This is a genomic window from Bacillus sp. C-3-6 (assembly GCF_054509685.1).
In genome coordinates, this window is the sequence record NZ_CM137247.1 from 132052 (window position 1) to 150000 (window position 17949).

Consider the following 17949-nt stretch of genomic DNA (forward strand, 5'->3'; position numbering starts at 1 on the left):
AGGAGGTCACTTCATTGAATCGCCTTAAAGAGAAGTTCCAAAAGGAAATTACTCCTGCTCTAGTGAGCAAGTTTAACTATAAATCTGTGATGGAAGTACCGAAAATCGAAAAGATCGTAATCAACACTGGTGTTGGTGACGCGGTATCTAACTCAAAAGCTTTAGACAATGCAGTAGAAGAATTAACACAAATCGCAGGTCAAAAACCTGTTGTAACTCGTGCTAAAAAATCAATCGCTGGTTTCCGTCTTCGTGAAGGTATGCCAATCGGTGCGAAAGTAACTTTACGCGGCGAGCAAATGTATGAGTTCTTCGACAAATTAGTATCAGTTTCTTTACCACGTGTACGTGATTTCCGTGGTGTTTCTAAGAAATCATTCGATGGTCGTGGGAACTACACATTAGGTGTTAAAGAGCAACTTATCTTCCCTGAGATTGATTATGATAAAGTAAGCAAAGTCCGCGGTATGGACATCGTAATCGTTACTACAGCGAAAACTGATGAAGAAGCTCGTGAACTTTTAACACAATTCGGTATGCCATTCCAAAAATAATGGAAGCCAACGCTAAGTAGAGGAGGCGAAAACGTGGCTAAAAAATCTATGATAGCGAAACAAAAGCGTACTCCTAAGTTTAAAGTACAAGAGTATACACGTTGCGAACGCTGCGGTCGTCCGCATTCTGTATACCGCAAATTTAAACTTTGCCGTATTTGTTTCCGTGAACTTGCATATAAAGGTCAAATTCCTGGTGTTAAAAAAGCTAGTTGGTAAAACCCACAAATGGGAAGGAGGTAAAACACATGGTGATGACAGATCCAATTGCAGACATGCTTACTCGCATCCGTAATGCGAACATGGTACGTCATGAGAAATTAGAGGTTCCTGCTTCTAAAATCAAAAAAGAGATCGCTGAACTTTTAAAACGTGAAGGTTTCATTCGTGATGTAGAATACATCGAGGATAACAAACAAGGTATCCTTCGTATTTTCCTGAAATATGGTGCAAACAATGAACGTGTAATCACTGGATTAAAACGTATCAGTAAACCTGGCTTACGCGTTTACGCTAAAGCTGACGAAGTACCACGTGTACTTAACGGATTAGGTATCGCTCTTGTTTCTACATCTAAGGGAGTAATGACAGACAAAGACGCTCGTCAATTACAAACTGGTGGAGAAGTAGTAGCATACGTTTGGTAATATATATTTAAAACGAACGGAGGTGTGACCACATGTCTCGTATTGGTAAAAAGATTCTTGAAATCCCTGCAGGTGTTACTATTACAATTGCAGAAGACAATACTGTAACAGTAAAAGGCCCTAAAGGTGAATTAACTCGTAAATTCAATGCTGATATGTCTATCAAAATTGAAGAAAATACACTAACAGTTGAGCGTCCATCTGAACAGAAGGAACACCGTGCATTACACGGTACAACTCGTGCTTTAATCGGAAACATGGTTGAAGGTGTAACTGCAGGTTTCGCACGCGGACTTGAATTAGTCGGTGTTGGTTACCGTGCTCAAAAACAAGGAGATAAACTTGTTTTAAGCGTAGGTTATTCTCATCCAGTAGAAATGACTCCGGAAGCAGGTCTTGAAGTTGAAGTACCTGCACCAACTAAAATCGTAATTAAAGGTATCGACAAGCAACGTGTTGGCGAATTTGCTGCTAACATCCGTGCTGTACGTGCTCCTGAGCCTTACAAAGGTAAAGGTATTCGTTACGAAGGCGAAGTTGTTCGTCGTAAAGAAGGTAAAACTGCTAAGTAAACCCGTTAGGTGAGAGAAAGGAGTGACAAGAAAATGATCACTAAAGCTGATAAAAATGCGACTCGTAAGAAAAGACATGCACGTGTACGTGCTAAACTTACTGGTACTGCAGAGCGTCCACGTTTAAACGTGTTCCGTTCTAACCAACATATTTACGCTCAAGTTATTGATGATGTGAATGGTGTAACGTTAGTAAGTGCATCTACTCTTGATAAAGACCTTGCTCTTAACGGTACTAGCAATACTGAAGCTGCTACGAAAGTTGGAGAATCAGTTGCTAAGCGTGCTGTAGAGAAAGGCGTTAAAGAAGTAGTATTTGATCGCGGTGGTTACTTATACCATGGCCGTGTTAAAGCTCTAGCTGAAGCTGCTCGTGAGGCTGGATTACAATTTTAATGGTCAAAGGAGGGAAAATTGATGCATCGCATTGACCCAAGTAAATTAGAACTTGAAGAACGTGTAGTTACGATAAATCGTGTCGCGAAAGTTGTTAAGGGTGGTCGTCGTTTCCGCTTTGCTGCACTAGTTGTAGTTGGCGATAAAAACGGTCATGTTGGATTCGGTACTGGTAAAGCACAAGAGGTACCAGACGCAATCCGCAAAGCTATCGAAGACGCTAAGAAAAACTTAATCGCTGTACCATTAGTTGGTACAACAATTCCACACACAATCAACGGTCACTTTGGAGCTGGTGAAGTATTCTTAAAACCTGCTGCTGAAGGTACTGGTGTTATTGCTGGTGGACCTGTTCGTGCGGTACTTGAATTAGCTGGTGTACAAGATATTCTTTCGAAATCTCTTGGTTCTAACACACCAATCAACATGATTCGCGCTACTGTGAACGGATTAAGCGAACTTAAGCGCGCTGAAGATGTTGCAAAATTACGCGGTAAATCTGTAGAAGAGCTACTAGGTTAAGGAGGGAAAACAAATGGCGAAAAAGTTAGAAATTACCCTCACTCGTAGTGTAATTGGTCGTCCACAAGATCAACGTGCGACGGTAGAAGCTTTAGGTCTTAAAAAGTTGAATTCAACTGTAGTTAAGGAAGAAACTCCTGCTATTCTTGGTATGATCAACAAAGTTTCTCACCTTTTAACTGTAAAAGAAGCTTAAGGATAACTCATTAATATAAGGAGGTGCCTGGGAATGAAACTTCATGAATTAAAACCTGCAGAAGGTTCTCGTAAAGTACGTAACCGTGTCGGTCGTGGTATCGGTTCTGGTAACGGTAAAACTGCTGGTAAAGGTCATAAAGGACAAAACGCACGTTCTGGTGGCGGTGTTCGTCTTGGCTTCGAAGGTGGTCAAACTCCATTATTCCGTCGTTTACCAAAACGCGGCTTCACAAACATTAACCGTAAAGAGTTTACTATTGTAAACTTATCAACGTTAAATCGTTTTGAAGATGGTACAGAAGTAACACCTGAATTATTGCTGGAAACTGGCGTTATCAGCAAGTTAAACGACGGTGTTAAAATTCTTGCAAGCGGAGCAGTAGAGAAAAAACTAACTGTTAAAGCGCACAAGTTCTCTTCAAGTGCTAAAGAAGCAATTGAAGCAGCTGGCGGATCAGTTGAGGTGATCTAATGTTTCGTACAATCTCCAACTTTATGCGCGTTGCTGAGATAAGACGTAAAATATTATTCACTTTAGCGATGTTAATCGTATTCAGGATTGGCACGTTTATCCCAGTGCCATTTACAAATGGAGACGTACTGAAAGCACAAGACCAATTAAATGCTTTAGGTATTCTAAATACATTTGGCGGTGGCGCCTTGAAAAACTTCTCCATCTTTGCGATGGGAATCATGCCGTATATTACAGCATCCATCATCGTGCAATTATTGCAGATGGATGTTGTTCCTAAATTTTCGGAATGGTCGAAGCAAGGTGAAATGGGCCGTCGTAAACTAACGCAATTCACGCGTTACTTTACAATTGTTCTTGCGTTTATTCAGGGGTTTGGTATGTCAATCGGTTTTAACGGTATGGTAGGTGGGCAATTAATTTTGAATCCTGGTTGGAGCACTTATTTATACATTGCTACGGTACTGACTGCTGGTACTGCATTTTTAATGTGGTTAGGCGAACAGATTACAGCTAAAGGTGTGGGTAATGGTATTTCCATCCTTATCTTTGGCGGTATTGCTGCAGCGATCCCAAGTGTTATATCTCAAGTGTATCAACAACAGTTTCAAAATATCGGAGATCAATTGTTCATGAGTATCGTTAAAGTTGCATTGATTTTACTAGCTGTGCTAGCAGTTATTGTTGGTGTTATTTTCATTCAACAAGCTGTTAGAAAGATCCCAATTCAATACGCGAAGCGTGTAACAGGAGGGAATGGGAATCATGCTGGAGCACAAAACACACATTTACCGCTTAAGGTAAATAGTGCGGGTGTTATTCCAGTCATTTTTGCTGTTTCATTCTTAATTACGCCTCCAACTATTGCACAGTTCTTCCCGAAACATGATGTATCGCAGTGGATTATTGCAAACTTTAACTATTCTCACCCAGTGGGAATGATCATATATGTTGCGCTCATTGTAGCCTTCACATATTTCTATGCGTTTGTTCAGGTTAATCCAGAGCAAATGTCAGAGAATCTAAACAAGCAAGGTGGATATGTTCCAGGTATTCGTCCGGGTAAGAATACAGAACAATATCTAACAAAAATCTTGTATCGTTTGACCTTTGTAGGATCAATTTTCCTAGCAGCGATTGCAATCTTACCAGTTATCTTTACGAAATTGGGAAATCTTCCTCCATCTGCACAGATTGGTGGAACGAGTATGTTAATCGTTGTCGGCGTTGCTTTAGAAACAATGAAGCAGCTAGAAAGCCAACTGGTAAAACGCCATTACAAAGGGTTTATCAAGCAGTGAGTAAGTGGGAAGAACCATCTTCCCTACATGCTCATGTACTGAGGGGGAACAAGGATGAACTTAATTTTAATGGGGCTTCCTGGTGCTGGTAAAGGTACACAAGCCGAACAGATTGTAGCCAAGTATAACATCCCTCACATTTCAACAGGAGATATGTTCCGTGCAGCTATGAAGGCTGAAACTGAAATGGGTCTACAAGCAAAATCTTTTATTGATAAAGGTGCACTTGTTCCAGATGAAGTTACAATCGGAATTGTTCGTGAACGTTTAAGTCAAGAAGACTGCGTAAGAGGTTTCTTACTAGACGGTTTCCCACGAACTGTTGCACAAGCATCAGCTCTTGAAGAGATTATGAAAGATCTTGGCAAAAAAATCGACTATGTTTTAAACATTAATGTGGATTCAGGGTTGTTATTAAAACGCCTTACAGGCCGTCGCATTTGTAAAGAGTGCGGTGCGACTTACCACTTAGAATTCAATCCACCAGCAACAGCTGATGTGTGCGATAAATGTGGTGGCGAATTATACCAACGCTCTGATGACAATGAAGAAACTGTAGCAAATCGTTTAGATGTGAATATTAAGCAAACAAAACCTTTGCTTGATTTCTACGACGAGCTTGGTTACTTAAAAAGCATTAATGGTGAGCAAGATATCAATAAAGTATTTGCTGATATCGATGTTCTCATCGGAGGCTTAGCGTAATGATCATCTGCAAAACTCCTCGCGAGATAGAAATCATGCGAGAAGCTGGCAGAATCGTTGCTTTAACTCATCAAGAGTTGAAACAGCACATTACTCCAGGAATTACAACGAAAGAGCTCGATCAAATAGCGGAAAAGACGATTCAAAAATATGGTGCTACGCCATCTTTTAAAGGATACAACGGATTTCCGGGGAGCATATGTGCTTCTGTAAATGAAGAGCTTGTACACGGAATTCCAGGAAAGCGCAAGCTCAAAGAGGGCGATATCATCAGTATCGATATTGGTGCGAAATACAATGGGTACCATGGAGATTCTGCATGGACGTATCCAGTTGGAAACATTTCTGAATCTGTTCAAAAGCTACTTGATGTCACAGAAAAATCGTTGTATCTTGGTCTAGAACAAGTAAAACCAGGCGAGAGATTATCAAATATCTCACATGCGGTTCAAACCCATGCCGAAGAGAATGGATTCTCGATCGTTAGGGAGTATGTTGGTCACGGAATCGGGCAAGACTTACATGAGGACCCTCAAATCCCGCACTATGGTCCACCAAATAGAGGCCCTAGATTAAAGCCGGGAATGGTCATCTGTGTTGAGCCGATGGTGAATCAAGGAAGACGATATGTAAAAACACTATCTGATGACTGGACAGTGGTAACGGTAGATGGTAAATGGTGTGCCCATTTTGAGCACACGATTGCTCTTACAGAAGCAGGATACGAAATCCTTACCACTTTATAAGTAGCTGGCTCTCCGGGATTTCAGAGCAGTGTAAAATGTTACTGATTTGAAGAAGGGAGAACTATTGAATGGCTAAAGATGATGTAATTGAAGTCGAAGGTACCGTTCTTGAAACGTTGCCAAATGCTATGTTCAAAGTAGAATTAGAGAATGGGCATGTCGTATTGGCTCACGTTTCTGGTAAAATCCGTATGAACTTCATTCGTATTTTACCAGGAGACAAAGTTACGGTAGAATTATCTCCGTACGATTTAAATCGTGGTCGTATTACGTACCGTTTTAAATAATATAGCACTCCGTAATCTTTAAGGAGGTTCGAGACATGAAAGTAAGACCGTCAGTTAAACCAATCTGCGAAAAATGTAAAGTTATTCGTAGACGTGGAAAAGTAATGGTTATTTGTGAAAACCCTAAACATAAACAAAAACAAGGTTAATCAGAAGGAGGTGCATTCAGAATGGCACGTATCGCAGGTGTAGATATTCCTCGAGACAAACGCGTTGTTATTTCTTTAACTTACGTATTCGGCATTGGTCGCACAACTGCTGAAAAAATTCTTACTGAAGCTGGTATTTCTTCAGAAACACGAGTTCGTGATTTAACGGAAGACGAATTAGGACGTATCCGTGATGTTATCGATCGTATTAAAGTTGAGGGAGACCTTCGTCGTGAAGTATCTCTTAACATTAAACGTCTAATGGAGATCGGTTCTTACCGTGGTCTTCGTCACCGTCGTGGTTTACCAGTTCGTGGTCAAAATTCTAAAAACAATGCTCGTACACGTAAAGGTCCACGTCGTACAGTAGCAAATAAAAAGAAATAATAAGTAAAGGAGGTTGAACTAACAATGGCACGTAAAACAAACACTCGTAAAAAACGTGTGAAAAAGAATATCGAAGCTGGTATAGCTCATATTCGTTCTACTTTCAACAACACAATCGTAACACTTACAGATACTCACGGTAACGCGCTTTCTTGGTCTAGTGCTGGTGCACTTGGTTTCCGTGGATCTCGTAAATCTACTCCATTCGCTGCGCAAATGGCTGCTGAAGCTGCTGCTAAAGTTGCAATGGAGCACGGTTTAAAAACTTTAGAGGTTACTGTTAAAGGTCCTGGTGCTGGTCGTGAAGCTGCAATTCGTGCTCTTCAAGCTGCAGGTCTAGAAGTAACAGCAATTAGAGATGTTACTCCAGTTCCTCATAATGGATGTCGTCCGCCAAAACGTCGTCGTGTGTAATTTTTCTGTATAGAATTTTCCCTTTTGTCTATAATGGATATGATGCATTATCGAGAAATTTCGTACAGAAACATCGCTTGTTGTGCACAATCGGGAACTGCCTAAGGGGGACTTTCGGTTAGACAGGGGTTATACCTTTGTTTAACCGGGGTTTCGACGTTTTGAAGGAGGGTTTAGTTAATGATTGAAATCGAAAAGCCGAAAATCGAAACGGTTGAACTTAACGAAGATGCTAAATATGGTAAATTCGTAATTGAACCGCTTGAGCGTGGATATGGTACTACTTTGGGTAACTCCTTACGTCGTATTCTTTTATCCTCACTCCCTGGTGCCGCTGTTACTGCTATCCAAATCGATGGCGTATTACATGAATTTTCAACAGTTGAGGGCGTAGTAGAAGACGTTACGACGATCATCTTAAACTTGAAAAAGTTGGCTCTTAAAATCTACTCTGAAGAAGAGAAGACGTTGGAAATTGATGTGCAGGGCGAAGGTATTGTCACAGCTGCTGATATTACTCACGATAGTGATGTAGAAATCTTAAATCCAGATTTACACATTGCAACGTTAGCAAAAGATGCGCATTTCCGCGTGCGTTTAACTGCAAAGCGTGGCCGTGGGTATACGCCAGCTGATGCAAATAAAAGCGAAGATCAACCAATAGGAGTAATTCCTATTGATTCTATTTATACTCCAGTATCACGTGTGACTTACCAAGTGGAAAAGACACGTGTCGGACAAGTGGCTAATTATGATAAGCTTACGCTTGATGTATGGACGGATGGAAGCATCGGGCCAAAAGAAGCTATCTCTTTAGGTGCCAAAATCTTAACTGAGCATTTAAATATCTTTGTTGGTTTAACTGATGAAGCACAAAATGCTGAGATTATGGTCGAGAAGGAAGAAGATCAAAAAGAGAAAGTTCTTGAGATGACTATCGAAGAACTAGACCTTTCTGTTCGTTCTTATAATTGCCTAAAACGTGCAGGAATTAATACTGTACAAGAGCTTGCGAACAAAACAGAAGAAGATATGATGAAAGTTCGTAACTTAGGACGTAAATCCTTAGAAGAAGTTAAACATAAACTTGAGGAATTAGGTTTAGGTTTACGTAAAGACGACTGAGGATTTAAACCCATGAACAAAGGAGGGAACTACGAATGGCATACAGAAAATTAGGCCGTACAAGTGCGCAACGTAAAGCTATGTTACGTGACTTAGCTACTGATTTAATTATCAACGAGCGCATCCAAACGACAGAAACTCGTGCAAAAGAACTTCGTTCTGTAGTGGAAAAAATGATCACTTTAGGTAAACGCGGAGATCTTCATGCTCGTCGTCAAGCAGCAGCTTTCATTCGCAATGAAGTAGCTAACGCTGAGACTGGTCAAGATGCACTTCAAAAATTATTCGCTGATGTAGCTCCACGCTATGCTGAGCGCCAAGGCGGATACACTCGTATTGCAAAAATTGGTCCACGTCGCGGAGACGCAGCACCAATGGTAATTATCGAGTTAGTATAATGATAATTAAAAGGGCAGGACAGTTCTTTTCAAGAAACTGGTCATGGCCCTTTTTTTTAAATATAAAAATAGGCGAGCTTGGCGAAGGAAAGGGTGCCTTCTATTGAAAAAAGAGAAACTTCGGATAGGAAATATATCATTTCAATATCCTGGGGCAGCCACGTATGCATTAAAAGATGTTTCATTTTCCTTATATGAGGGAGAATGGGTATCTATTATTGGACAAAACGGTTCAGGAAAGTCTACACTTGCAAAATTATTGAATGGTTTGTTTTTGCCGGAAGCAGGGACTATTACAGTAAATGATTCAATGGTTTTATCAGAGGAAACGGTATGGGATGTTCGAAAACAAATTGGAATGGTATTTCAAAATCCAGATAATCAATTTGTTGGAACAACAGTGCAAGATGATGTTGTATTTGGCTTAGAGAATATCGGAATGCCCAGAGAACAAATGATTGAAAGATTAGAACAGGCCTTACGACTTGTCCGTATGGAAGATTTTCTTAATGATGAGCCTCATTCCTTATCTGGTGGGCAAAAGCAGCGAGTGGCAATAGCGGGCGTTTTAGCACTTCAGCCATCTATTTTAATATTAGATGAAGCAACGTCAATGTTAGATCCTCAAGGAAGACGTGAAGTAGTAGAAACGGTTAGACAACTTGTTAATCAAAAAGGTATTACTGTGTTATCAATTACGCACGATTTAGAAGAAGCGGCACAGTCAGATCGTGTCATTATTTTAAATAAGGGAGAAATATTAGAGGAAGGGACTCCAGAGAAAATTTTCAAGTCCTCTCATATGCTCCAAGAAATTGGCTTAGATGTACCGTTTTCGGTGAAAATAGCAGAATTATTAAAAAGAAATGAAATTATTTTGCAAAATACGCATCTTACAATGGAAAGCTTGGTGAACGAACTTTGGAGATTACATTCCAAAAAGTAGAACATCGTTATCAATATAAAACTCCATTTGAAAGACGCGCACTTTATGATGTAGACGTGTCGTTTCCAAGTGGGGGCTATTATGCCATTATCGGTCATACTGGTTCAGGTAAGTCGACGATGATTCAACATTTAAATGGTTTATTGCAGCCGACAAATGGTACAGTTCAAATTGGTGAACATTTGATTTCGGCAGGAAAGAAAGAAAAAAAGCTAAAGCCACTACGTAAAAAAGTAGGGGTTGTCTTTCAATTCCCAGAACATCAGTTGTTTGAAGAGACTGTGGAGAAAGATATTTGTTTCGGCCCTACTAATTTTGGGGTATCTGTAGAAGAAGCGAAGCAAAAGGCAAGAGAGGCAATTGAACTTGTAGGGTTAGAGCCAGAACTGTTAACACGTTCACCGTTTGAGTTAAGTGGCGGGCAAATGAGGCGTGTTGCGATAGCGGGTGTATTGGCGATGGAACCTGAAGTGCTTGTATTAGATGAACCTACAGCAGGTCTAGATCCAAAAGGGCAGAACGAACTTATGCAGATGTTTTATAAGTTGCATAAGGAGAAGGGGCTTACAGTTATCCTTGTAACGCATAATATGGAGGATGCCGCTCAGTATGCGGAGCAGATTGTAGTTATGCATAAAGGAACGGTCTTTTTGCAAGGAAGTGCAGAGGAAGTATTTTCACATGCTGATGAACTAGAGAAAATTGGTGTGGATCTTCCTATGTCATTAAAGTATAAACGTGCAATTGAAGAGAAGTTTGGTATTTCAATTCCAAAGGCTACCTTATCTTTAGAGGATCTTACTCATGAAGTTGTGCAGGTGTTACGAAAAGGTGGTCATGAATCATGCAGCAGTTGATTATTGGGAGATATATCCCAGGGAATTCACTTATTCATCAACTTGATCCACGTACAAAGCTGCTGATTGTCTTTTTATATGTATTTGTTGTTTTCTTAGCAAATAATGCGATTTCATATGGATTTTTATTTTTATATGCACTCATTGCTTTATTTTTTGCAAAAGTGCCGATTCGTTATGTACTTTCGGGCTTAAAACCAATTTTATGGATTTTTCTTTTTACATTTTTCCTGCATATTTTTACAAATAAAGAGGGGGATGTACTACTCCAGCTTGGTTGGTTTTCGATACATGAAAAAGGATTAGAGCAAGGGATATACATTTCTGTACGATTCTTCGTTATTATTTTAATGACGACATTATTAACGTTAACGACGACACCTATTGAAATTACAGATGGTTTGGAGACGTTATTAAAGCCGTTGAAGCGTATAAAGGTTCCTGTTCATGAAATCGCATTAATGATGTCAATTTCTCTTCGTTTTATTCCGACATTAATGGATGAAACGAGTAAAATAATGAAAGCACAAGCATCACGTGGTATTGATTTCGCTGGGGGACCGATAAAAGATAGAATGAAAGCTATTATCTCACTGCTTGTTCCTCTGTTTATCAGTGCTTTTAAGCGTGCAGAGGACTTAGCTATTGCGATGGAAGCTCGTGGATATCAAAGTGGTGAAGGACGTACTAAATTTAGGCAACTACGCTGGAAAACAAGCGATACAGTAACGATTGTAAGCTTATTTTGTTTAGCTTGTATTTTGGCATGGGTGCGATCGTAATGGAGAATAGAGAAATGGATAGAATAAAATGTACGGTTGCATATGATGGCATGCATTTTTGTGGTTATCAAATTCAGCCGAAGCATCGTACTGTTCAACAGGAGATAGAAAAAGCATTACAGAAATTGCATAAGGGAGAACTTGTTCGTGTTCAGGCATCTGGTAGAACAGATTCTACGGTTCATGCAAAAGGACAAGTCATACACTTTGATACTCCTTTGCCTCTTGAAGAGTGGCAATGGAGTAACGCTTTAAATACAATGTTGCCAGATGATATTGTTATTAGGCAAGTAGAGAAAAAAACAGAAGAATTTCATGCACGTTACGGTGTTGAGAAAAAAGAATATCGTTATCGTGTATTATTATCAAAGACTGCGGATGTATTCCGTAGAAATTACGTATATCAATATCCATATCCGCTCGAAATCAAAAAAATAAGAAAAGCAATTCCGTATTTTATTGGAACGCATGATTTCACTTCTTTTTGTTCGGCAAAAACTGACAAAAAAGATAAAGTGCGAACAATTTATGAAATCGAGTTAATTGAGCAAGACGATGAATTAATTTTTCGTTTTGTAGGTAATGGATTTTTATATAATATGGTCAGAATTATTGTTGGTACGTTACTTAACGTAGGGCAAGGAAAGCTTGATCCTGATAGCATTCCAGAGATTTTAGCGAAACAAAATCGTCAGTTTGCTGGAAAGATGGCTCCAGGTCATGGGCTTTACCTATGGGAGGTAAACTATAACAACTAATCCTGGTGTAACATTTGCTTGACATTAGAAACTCAAAAGTATATCATAACATATGGTATTGTTTCTAAAACCACGATTAGCCCCGGAAGGAAATCGTGTTTAAGATAAACAATAGATTTTTTCTATGGAAAAGATAACGAGGAGGGAAACACATGCGTACGACTTTTATGGCAAAAGCTAACGAAGTTGAGCGTAAATGGTATGTGGTTGATGCTGAAGGTCAAACTTTAGGTCGCCTATCTACTGAAGTAGCATCCATTTTACGTGGTAAAAACAAACCTACATTTACACCACACGTTGACACGGGTGATCATGTAATTATTATTAACGCTGAGAAAATTCATTTAACAGGTAATAAATTAAACGATAAAATTTACTACCGTCACACTAACCACCCAGGTGGACTTAAGCAAAGAACAGCTCTTGAAATGCGTACAAACTACCCTGTACAAATGTTAGAGCTTGCAATTAAAGGCATGCTTCCAAAAGGACGCTTAGGCCGTCAAGTTTCTAAGAAACTTAACGTGTATGCTGGAGCAGAGCATCCACACCAAGCACAAAAACCAGAAGTTTACGAACTTCGCGGATAATTAATTAAAGGAGGGCTTACTTTGGCACAGGTTCAATACTATGGCACTGGACGTCGTAAGAGTTCAGTAGCGCGCGTACGCCTAGTTCCAGGCGAAGGACGCGTTATCATTAACGGTCGTGATTTTGAAAACTATATCCCATTTGCTGCATTACGTGAAGTAGTGAAACAACCTCTAGTTGCAACAGAAACTTTAGGTAACTACGATGTACTTGTAAACGTAAATGGTGGTGGATACACTGGTCAAGCTGGTGCTATTCGTCACGGTATTTCTCGCGCTTTATTAAAAGCTGATCCAGAATACCGTCTAACACTAAAACGTGCAGGTCTATTAACTCGTGACGCACGTATGAAAGAGCGTAAAAAATACGGTCTTAAAGGCGCACGTCGTGCACCTCAGTTCTCAAAACGTTAATTTTTGCGAACTACAAACCCCAACCATTTTGGTTGGGGTTTTTTTATGTTTCATTCCTCTTTTGTAATTTTTATAGCTTGGAATATTTTAGTGCTACCGCCGCGCGTATGCTTCTTCTTTAGAAGTTTAGACTAATACGTATTAGGGAGGTTTATAAGTACTATGAATGTCATTGTCAGCTTACAAGAAAAACAAAAAGAAAAGCAGTTAAAATACGAGCGGAAGATGTTGCGGGAATTATCATTAAAAACATTACGTTCAAATATTCGTGATGCCTTTCAAATGCAAGAGCTTCATCGTCAGTATGAAGATTACTGTATTGAATTAGGGATAGAATCTTATTTATTAGGAGCGAGATATAGTAAATTTGGTTATTATGGTGAATCGTTTTTTGATGTGAAATATAGAGCTTTAGAAGAAGAACAACAATTAACTGAAACGCTATTTCAATTTTTAACGAGTATGACTATGCGAGAAATAAAGTTGAAAGATGAGGAATTACTTTTTGAATCTTGTCAGCAGTTTATAGGATTGTGGTGGCAAGAAGGGTATGAAAAAGGTGAAAGAAGATATCGATTAAAGCTTCATTAAGACAAGCATAAACTTTCCTCTTGTCCCATATAAGTAATTAGAGGGACTAGCTGGAGGAGGAAAGGTATGAAGAGAATTCGAATTATCTCTTTTGCACTCGCTGCGGTTGTATTGTTTTTTTTAGTCAAACAAGAATTTCAAATTACAAAATCGTGGCGAGCTTGGAATTTACCCTTATCAGGGAAAGTAATTGTATTAGATGCTGGGCATGGTGGACCAGATGGAGGGGCTGTTGGAGGAAAGGATATTATAGAAAAGGATATTACGCTTGAAATTACAAAAAAGGTACAAGACTATTTACAAGAACAAGGTGCACTAGTTATTTTAACGCGTGAGGGAGATTATGATTTAGCTAACAAAGATACAAAGTCATATAGTAGACGTAAAGCAGAGGATTTAAAAAAACGTGTAGAAATCATCAATAAACCTGATGTAGACTTTTTTGCAAGTATTCATTTAAATGCTTTAACTAGTAGTGGATCGAAGGGCGCACAAACGTTCTATTACCGCTCTTCAATTGAAAATGAACGTGCTGCAAAATTTATACAGGCTGAATTGAGAACAAGTTTAGAGAACACGAATCGTTCTGCTAAGACAATTTCGCATGTGTATTTATTAAAGTATTCTAAAACACCAGGTGCTTTAATTGAAGCCGGCTTTTTATCGAATGTGAACGAAAGGTATATGTTAAATTCGGAGAAATACCAGCAAAAGGTAGCAGCTGCAATATACCGAGGTATATTACGCTATTTCACGGAAAAAGGAAATCCTCCAGAATAAGGAGGATTTTTTTGAGTTTCTCTCGTTAACGAAGTTTTCGGAAAATATGTTATACTGGAAATGTAAACGCATTTATTTCAAGAATAAGCAGAGATAAATTCAATTAACATTACGTTATTTTTCATACAGGGGGCTGGGCTAATTATGGTAACGAAAGAACAAGTGGTTGAAGCGTTAGAAGGGATGGTAGATCCGTTTTTACATAAAACATTAAAAGAAACAAGTGCAATTAAAGAGGTAACAGTCAAGCCTGAGAAGGAACATGTGAGTGTCAAAATTGCAATCGTAAAAACTGGTACAGCGGAACAAATGCAGTTGCAGTCTGGAATTGTAAAGTTATTAAAAGAGCTTGGAGCAGCAACAGTTGGACTTCGTTTTGCAGAATTTACAGAAGAGGAATTAGCTCAGTTTGCACCAGAACAAGAAGCAGAGCAAAGTGAATCTTTATTGTCACCAAATTCAAAAACGACATTCTTAGCAGTAGCGAGTGGAAAAGGTGGCGTGGGAAAATCAACCGTTTCCGTTAACCTTGCAGTTGCTTTAGCTCGTTTAGGAAAAAAAGTTGGTATTATTGATGCGGACATTTACGGTTTTAGTGTGCCAGACATGATGGGGATAGAAAAACGTCCCATCGTAAGAGGTGATAAGATAATTCCGGTAGAACGTTTAGGTGTAAAGGTAATCTCAATGGGCTTCTTTGTAGAGGATAATGCACCAGTTATTTGGAGAGGACCTATGCTTGGGAAAATGTTAAACCACTTCTTCACAGAAGTAGAATGGGGCGATTTAGATTATTTAGTATTAGATTTGCCACCAGGCACAGGTGATATTGCGTTAGATGTGCACTCAATGTTGCCATCTTGCAAAGAGATTATTGTAACGACACCGCATCCAACAGCTGCGTTTGTAGCAGCGCGTGCTGGAGCGATGGCATTACGCACTGAACATAGTATTCTCGGTGTTGTTGAGAACATGGCATATTTTGAAAGTAAGGTAACTGGTGAGAAAGAATATGTATTTGGAAGAGGCGGGGGAGATAAGTTAGCTACCGAACTACAAACAAATGTTCTCGGGCGTATTCCACTGCAACAACCCGATTGGAATAAAGAAGACTTTGCTCCTTCAGTATATGAGGATACACATACAACTGGCATTATTTATAGTAAAATAGCTGAAACAGTAATTGATAAAACAGCTGTTACACAAAAATAAAGCGAAACTTTAATTAGTGGGGTTCATCTGTTACTGGCAACAACTAGTAAACCTTTCGCTTAACTAGAGGGCCATTTTGTCTGTTAATAGTAAGATAAAGTAATAACGAGTGGACAATTTATACATTGTCCACTCGTTATTATAGTTATTATTTTCACTGTTCTTCCTTCTTCTCGCCTTGAGAACCGCCATCACCGCCTGCTTCTTTCTTATCAGATCCACCTTTTTCAGCCTTTTGTACACCTTTACTAATGATATCAATCATCTTGGCTTGGAAGAGTGGACTTTCAGCAGTTTCTGTTAGTACTTGTTGTAGATATTGACGGTATTCTTTACTCTTCATTGTTTGTAACATCATTTTTTCTACTTCAGGATTTTTCATAATTTCTATAACGCCTGCTTGGTATTCAGGGTCTTTTAATAAGGTTTTCATTAATTGGGTTTGTTCTTTCCCCATACTTTTAGCAAACTTTGATGAGAACTCAGGATCTTTAAAGAGCTTTTCCCAGAATTGTTGCCCTTTATCGGATACCATGGCATCTTCAATCGTTTTCTTTACTACTGTTTCATCTAGTATGAGTGCTTGTTTCATTTTTTCATCAGTTAATACATCTTGAATAGCTTTCTTACCTTGATCTGTTTTTAAAATATCAACAATCATTTTCTTTGTTTGATCGTAATCTAGTTCGGATTTCGTTTCTTTTCCTTGTGCGCATGCTACAAGTGCGATAAGTAGAAAAGAAGAAACGAAAATGAATAGTATCCGTTTCATAAGTTGGAACTCCTTTCAGCACAGTTCTCTCTTTTTAATATAAATATCTTTAAGGAATTTATACATGAACATGGCTAGCTTTTTGAAATTGTCATTGATACAATTTAATTAGAAATATAAGGATAATGGGGGATGTGTTGTGAATAGCCGCAAGTGGGTACGACTATTTTTAACGACGTTGTTTCTTGGTGGGATTAGCACAGTTATTATTGGTTTTGTTTTGGAGTGGGACAGGTATGATAAATTTTTTCAAAATTTCGACGTTAAGGAGATTTTAGCGGTATCTTTCTGGTTGATGGGTGTAGGATTTATTTTTAGCGTTATAAGTCAAATGGGATTCTTTGCATATTTAACAATCCATCGTTTTGGACTAGGGATGTTTCGCTCATCGTCTTTATGGAATGCAGTCCAGCTCTTCTTTATTGCATTCGTATTATTTGATTTTGTGTATTTAAGATCTGTACTTATTGCAAATGGGGAAATCTCATTGGGGAATAACATACTTGTTGCTGGAATTTTATTTGTGTTTGGAGCAATTGTTGCTTATGTAAAAAGTAAAGAAACAAATAAAAAAGCATTTGTGCCAGCTCTGTTCTTTATGGTTGTTGTAACGATTCTTGAATGGGTACCGGCGCTTCGGATTAATGATACAGATTGGTTATATTTAATGGTTATACCGCTATTGTTATGTAATGCATATCAATTACTTGTATTACATCGTTTAATCGGAAAAACGAGTAAATCTGCTTAATAGAGAGAGGTTTTATATATCAGCAGTTATATTACTGGAAATGGTGTGATTAAAAAAGCTCTACCACCTTTTTGAAAGGTAGTAGAGCTTTTTATACGTGAAGAGTAGTAGGGACGAAGCTATTTCACATCTTCACTTTTCGTACTTGTGTTGGAAATAAGTTGTGATACGGATATTTGCTCATATCCATCACTTTTTAATTTTTGCAGGAGCAGCGGTAAAGCTCTATTTGTTTGAAGGGCAGAATCGGATGCGTGTAATAAGACAATATCTCCACCTTTCAAATTATTAGAGACGGTGGAAACGATGTGATTTACACCTGGGTTTTTCCAATCGTTGGAATTGTTACTCCAATGCACGACGGTGTATCCAAGTGATTCTGCAATTTTAAGGGTTGCCTTGTTAAATTCGCCACTAGGTGGACGTAACAGCTTGACTTGTTTTACCCCAAGTTTTGTAAAAACATCTTGTGCTCGTAAAAGGTCTCGTCTTATTTCATTCGTCTCTAGAGAAGTGTAGGATGTGTAATTGTAACCCATACTACCAATTTCGTGTCCATCTTTCATGATGCGCTCTACAATATCGGGGTGTCTTTCGGCCCATGCAGCAGAAAGGAAGAAGGT

29 protein-coding genes (1 of these 29 only partly in view) are annotated in these 17949 nt (G+C 38.9%); 27 read left to right on the forward strand and 2 right to left on the reverse strand.

The window, feature by feature from the left end:
* The first annotated feature begins 14 nt into the window (after window positions 1–14).
* From rplE to ACW0JX_RS00855, 26 genes are all read left to right on the forward strand, one after another.
* A complete protein-coding gene (gene rplE, locus ACW0JX_RS00730) occupies window positions 15–554 on the forward strand; it encodes a 50S ribosomal protein L5 (RefSeq protein ID WP_001080829.1) in 540 nt (179 codons plus the stop codon).
* Between the two features lie 33 nt (window positions 555–587).
* Window positions 588–773, forward strand: a complete 186-nt coding sequence (gene rpsN, locus ACW0JX_RS00735; protein WP_001085700.1) for a 30S ribosomal protein S14 — start codon at window positions 588–590, stop codon at window positions 771–773.
* Between the two features lie 29 nt (window positions 774–802).
* Window positions 803–1201 (forward strand): 30S ribosomal protein S8, encoded by a 399-nt coding sequence (rpsH, locus tag ACW0JX_RS00740; protein WP_000245511.1) that lies wholly within the window; start codon window positions 803–805, stop codon window positions 1199–1201.
* A 32-nt stretch (window positions 1202–1233) separates the two neighbouring features.
* Window positions 1234–1773 carry a 50S ribosomal protein L6 gene (gene rplF / locus ACW0JX_RS00745; protein WP_000086551.1) on the forward strand — a complete coding sequence of 180 codons (540 nt, stop codon included), beginning with the start codon at window positions 1234–1236 and terminating at the stop codon, window positions 1771–1773.
* A gap of 33 nt (window positions 1774–1806) precedes the next feature.
* Window positions 1807–2169 carry a 50S ribosomal protein L18 gene (gene rplR, locus ACW0JX_RS00750; RefSeq protein ID WP_000628818.1) on the forward strand — a complete coding sequence of 121 codons (363 nt, stop codon included), beginning with the start codon at window positions 1807–1809 and terminating at the stop codon, window positions 2167–2169.
* A 21-nt stretch (window positions 2170–2190) separates the two neighbouring features.
* Window positions 2191–2691 carry a 30S ribosomal protein S5 gene (rpsE, locus tag ACW0JX_RS00755; RefSeq protein WP_000554646.1) on the forward strand — a complete coding sequence of 167 codons (501 nt, stop codon included), beginning with the start codon at window positions 2191–2193 and terminating at the stop codon, window positions 2689–2691.
* 13 nt (window positions 2692–2704) lie between these two features.
* Window positions 2705–2887 (forward strand): 50S ribosomal protein L30, encoded by a 183-nt coding sequence (gene rpmD, locus ACW0JX_RS00760; RefSeq protein WP_001085233.1) that lies wholly within the window; start codon window positions 2705–2707, stop codon window positions 2885–2887.
* A 33-nt stretch (window positions 2888–2920) separates the two neighbouring features.
* Window positions 2921–3361: a 50S ribosomal protein L15 gene (rplO, locus tag ACW0JX_RS00765; RefSeq protein ID WP_000766083.1), complete on the forward strand. Its 441-nt coding sequence runs from the start codon at window positions 2921–2923 to the stop codon at window positions 3359–3361.
* The gene (gene secY / locus ACW0JX_RS00770; protein ID WP_000490118.1) at window positions 3361–4662 is read left to right on the forward strand and encodes a preprotein translocase subunit SecY; all 1302 of its coding nucleotides are present in this window, start codon (window positions 3361–3363) and stop codon (window positions 4660–4662) included. Before rplO ends, secY begins: the two co-directional genes overlap by 1 nt.
* Window positions 4663–4716: 54 nt before the next feature.
* Window positions 4717–5367, forward strand: coding sequence for an adenylate kinase (locus ACW0JX_RS00775; protein WP_001048997.1), 651 nt, complete (start codon window positions 4717–4719; stop codon window positions 5365–5367).
* Window positions 5367–6113, forward strand: a complete 747-nt coding sequence (gene map / locus ACW0JX_RS00780; protein WP_000582539.1) for a type I methionyl aminopeptidase — start codon at window positions 5367–5369, stop codon at window positions 6111–6113. The genes ACW0JX_RS00775 and map overlap by 1 nt, the downstream gene beginning before the upstream one ends.
* A 68-nt stretch (window positions 6114–6181) precedes the next feature.
* Complete coding sequence (infA, locus tag ACW0JX_RS00785; protein ID WP_001029884.1) at window positions 6182–6400, forward strand: translation initiation factor IF-1; 219 nt, start codon at window positions 6182–6184, stop codon at window positions 6398–6400.
* Window positions 6401–6435: 35 nt separating this feature from the next.
* The gene (gene rpmJ / locus ACW0JX_RS00790; RefSeq protein WP_000868344.1) at window positions 6436–6549 is read left to right on the forward strand and encodes a 50S ribosomal protein L36; all 114 of its coding nucleotides are present in this window, start codon (window positions 6436–6438) and stop codon (window positions 6547–6549) included.
* A 21-nt stretch (window positions 6550–6570) separates the two neighbouring features.
* Window positions 6571–6936: a 30S ribosomal protein S13 gene (rpsM, locus tag ACW0JX_RS00795; protein WP_000090792.1), complete on the forward strand. Its 366-nt coding sequence runs from the start codon at window positions 6571–6573 to the stop codon at window positions 6934–6936.
* A 24-nt stretch (window positions 6937–6960) separates the two neighbouring features.
* Window positions 6961–7350, forward strand: coding sequence for a 30S ribosomal protein S11 (rpsK, locus tag ACW0JX_RS00800; RefSeq protein WP_000101797.1), 390 nt, complete (start codon window positions 6961–6963; stop codon window positions 7348–7350).
* A 180-nt stretch (window positions 7351–7530) separates the two neighbouring features.
* Window positions 7531–8475, forward strand: coding sequence for a DNA-directed RNA polymerase subunit alpha (locus tag ACW0JX_RS00805; RefSeq protein ID WP_000569643.1), 945 nt, complete (start codon window positions 7531–7533; stop codon window positions 8473–8475).
* Between the two features lie 35 nt (window positions 8476–8510).
* Complete coding sequence (gene rplQ, locus ACW0JX_RS00810) at window positions 8511–8873, forward strand: 50S ribosomal protein L17 (RefSeq protein WP_000331490.1); 363 nt, start codon at window positions 8511–8513, stop codon at window positions 8871–8873.
* Window positions 8874–8976: 103 nt separating this feature from the next.
* On the forward strand, window positions 8977–9819 hold the full coding sequence (locus ACW0JX_RS00815; protein ID WP_000711762.1) for an energy-coupling factor ABC transporter ATP-binding protein: 843 nt from the start codon (window positions 8977–8979) through the stop codon (window positions 9817–9819).
* Window positions 9795–10676: an energy-coupling factor ABC transporter ATP-binding protein gene (locus ACW0JX_RS00820; RefSeq protein ID WP_000406539.1), complete on the forward strand. Its 882-nt coding sequence runs from the start codon at window positions 9795–9797 to the stop codon at window positions 10674–10676. Before ACW0JX_RS00815 ends, ACW0JX_RS00820 begins: the two co-directional genes overlap by 25 nt.
* On the forward strand, window positions 10664–11458 hold the full coding sequence (locus tag ACW0JX_RS00825; protein ID WP_001186530.1) for an energy-coupling factor transporter transmembrane component T family protein: 795 nt from the start codon (window positions 10664–10666) through the stop codon (window positions 11456–11458). Before ACW0JX_RS00820 ends, ACW0JX_RS00825 begins: the two co-directional genes overlap by 13 nt.
* 14 nt (window positions 11459–11472) lie before the next feature.
* The gene (gene truA / locus ACW0JX_RS00830) at window positions 11473–12216 is read left to right on the forward strand and encodes a tRNA pseudouridine(38-40) synthase TruA (RefSeq protein ID WP_459245253.1); all 744 of its coding nucleotides are present in this window, start codon (window positions 11473–11475) and stop codon (window positions 12214–12216) included.
* A gap of 152 nt (window positions 12217–12368) precedes the next feature.
* Entirely contained in the window at window positions 12369–12806 is a 438-nt protein-coding gene (rplM, locus tag ACW0JX_RS00835; RefSeq protein ID WP_001260795.1) for a 50S ribosomal protein L13, read from the forward strand.
* Window positions 12807–12827: 21 nt separating this feature from the next.
* Window positions 12828–13220: a 30S ribosomal protein S9 gene (gene rpsI / locus ACW0JX_RS00840; RefSeq protein ID WP_000079986.1), complete on the forward strand. Its 393-nt coding sequence runs from the start codon at window positions 12828–12830 to the stop codon at window positions 13218–13220.
* A gap of 162 nt (window positions 13221–13382) precedes the next feature.
* The gene (locus ACW0JX_RS00845; RefSeq protein WP_001101005.1) at window positions 13383–13811 is read left to right on the forward strand and encodes a DUF2521 family protein; all 429 of its coding nucleotides are present in this window, start codon (window positions 13383–13385) and stop codon (window positions 13809–13811) included.
* 66 nt (window positions 13812–13877) lie between these two features.
* Window positions 13878–14591 carry an N-acetylmuramoyl-L-alanine amidase CwlD gene (gene cwlD / locus ACW0JX_RS00850; RefSeq protein WP_000822439.1) on the forward strand — a complete coding sequence of 238 codons (714 nt, stop codon included), beginning with the start codon at window positions 13878–13880 and terminating at the stop codon, window positions 14589–14591.
* 144 nt (window positions 14592–14735) lie between these two features.
* Window positions 14736–15803, forward strand: coding sequence for an Mrp/NBP35 family ATP-binding protein (locus ACW0JX_RS00855; RefSeq protein WP_089170265.1), 1068 nt, complete (start codon window positions 14736–14738; stop codon window positions 15801–15803).
* Between the two features lie 154 nt (window positions 15804–15957).
* Here ACW0JX_RS00855 and gerD read toward each other — a convergent pair whose 3' ends face one another.
* Entirely contained in the window at window positions 15958–16575 is a 618-nt protein-coding gene (gerD, locus tag ACW0JX_RS00860) for a spore germination lipoprotein GerD (RefSeq protein WP_050842394.1), read from the reverse strand.
* 139 nt (window positions 16576–16714) lie between these two features.
* Between gerD and kbaA the strand changes: the two genes are divergently transcribed.
* Window positions 16715–17326: a KinB signaling pathway activation protein KbaA gene (gene kbaA, locus ACW0JX_RS00865; RefSeq protein ID WP_089170266.1), complete on the forward strand. Its 612-nt coding sequence runs from the start codon at window positions 16715–16717 to the stop codon at window positions 17324–17326.
* A 119-nt stretch (window positions 17327–17445) separates the two neighbouring features.
* On the opposite strand, the gene pdaB is transcribed toward kbaA, so the two are convergent.
* Window positions 17446–17949: the 3' portion of a polysaccharide deacetylase family sporulation protein PdaB gene (gene pdaB, locus ACW0JX_RS00870; RefSeq protein WP_000464717.1), read on the reverse strand. Its footprint extends 261 nt past the window's final position; 504 of the gene's 765 nt are visible here — the last part of the coding sequence; the start codon falls outside the window, past its right edge; the stop codon is at window positions 17446–17448.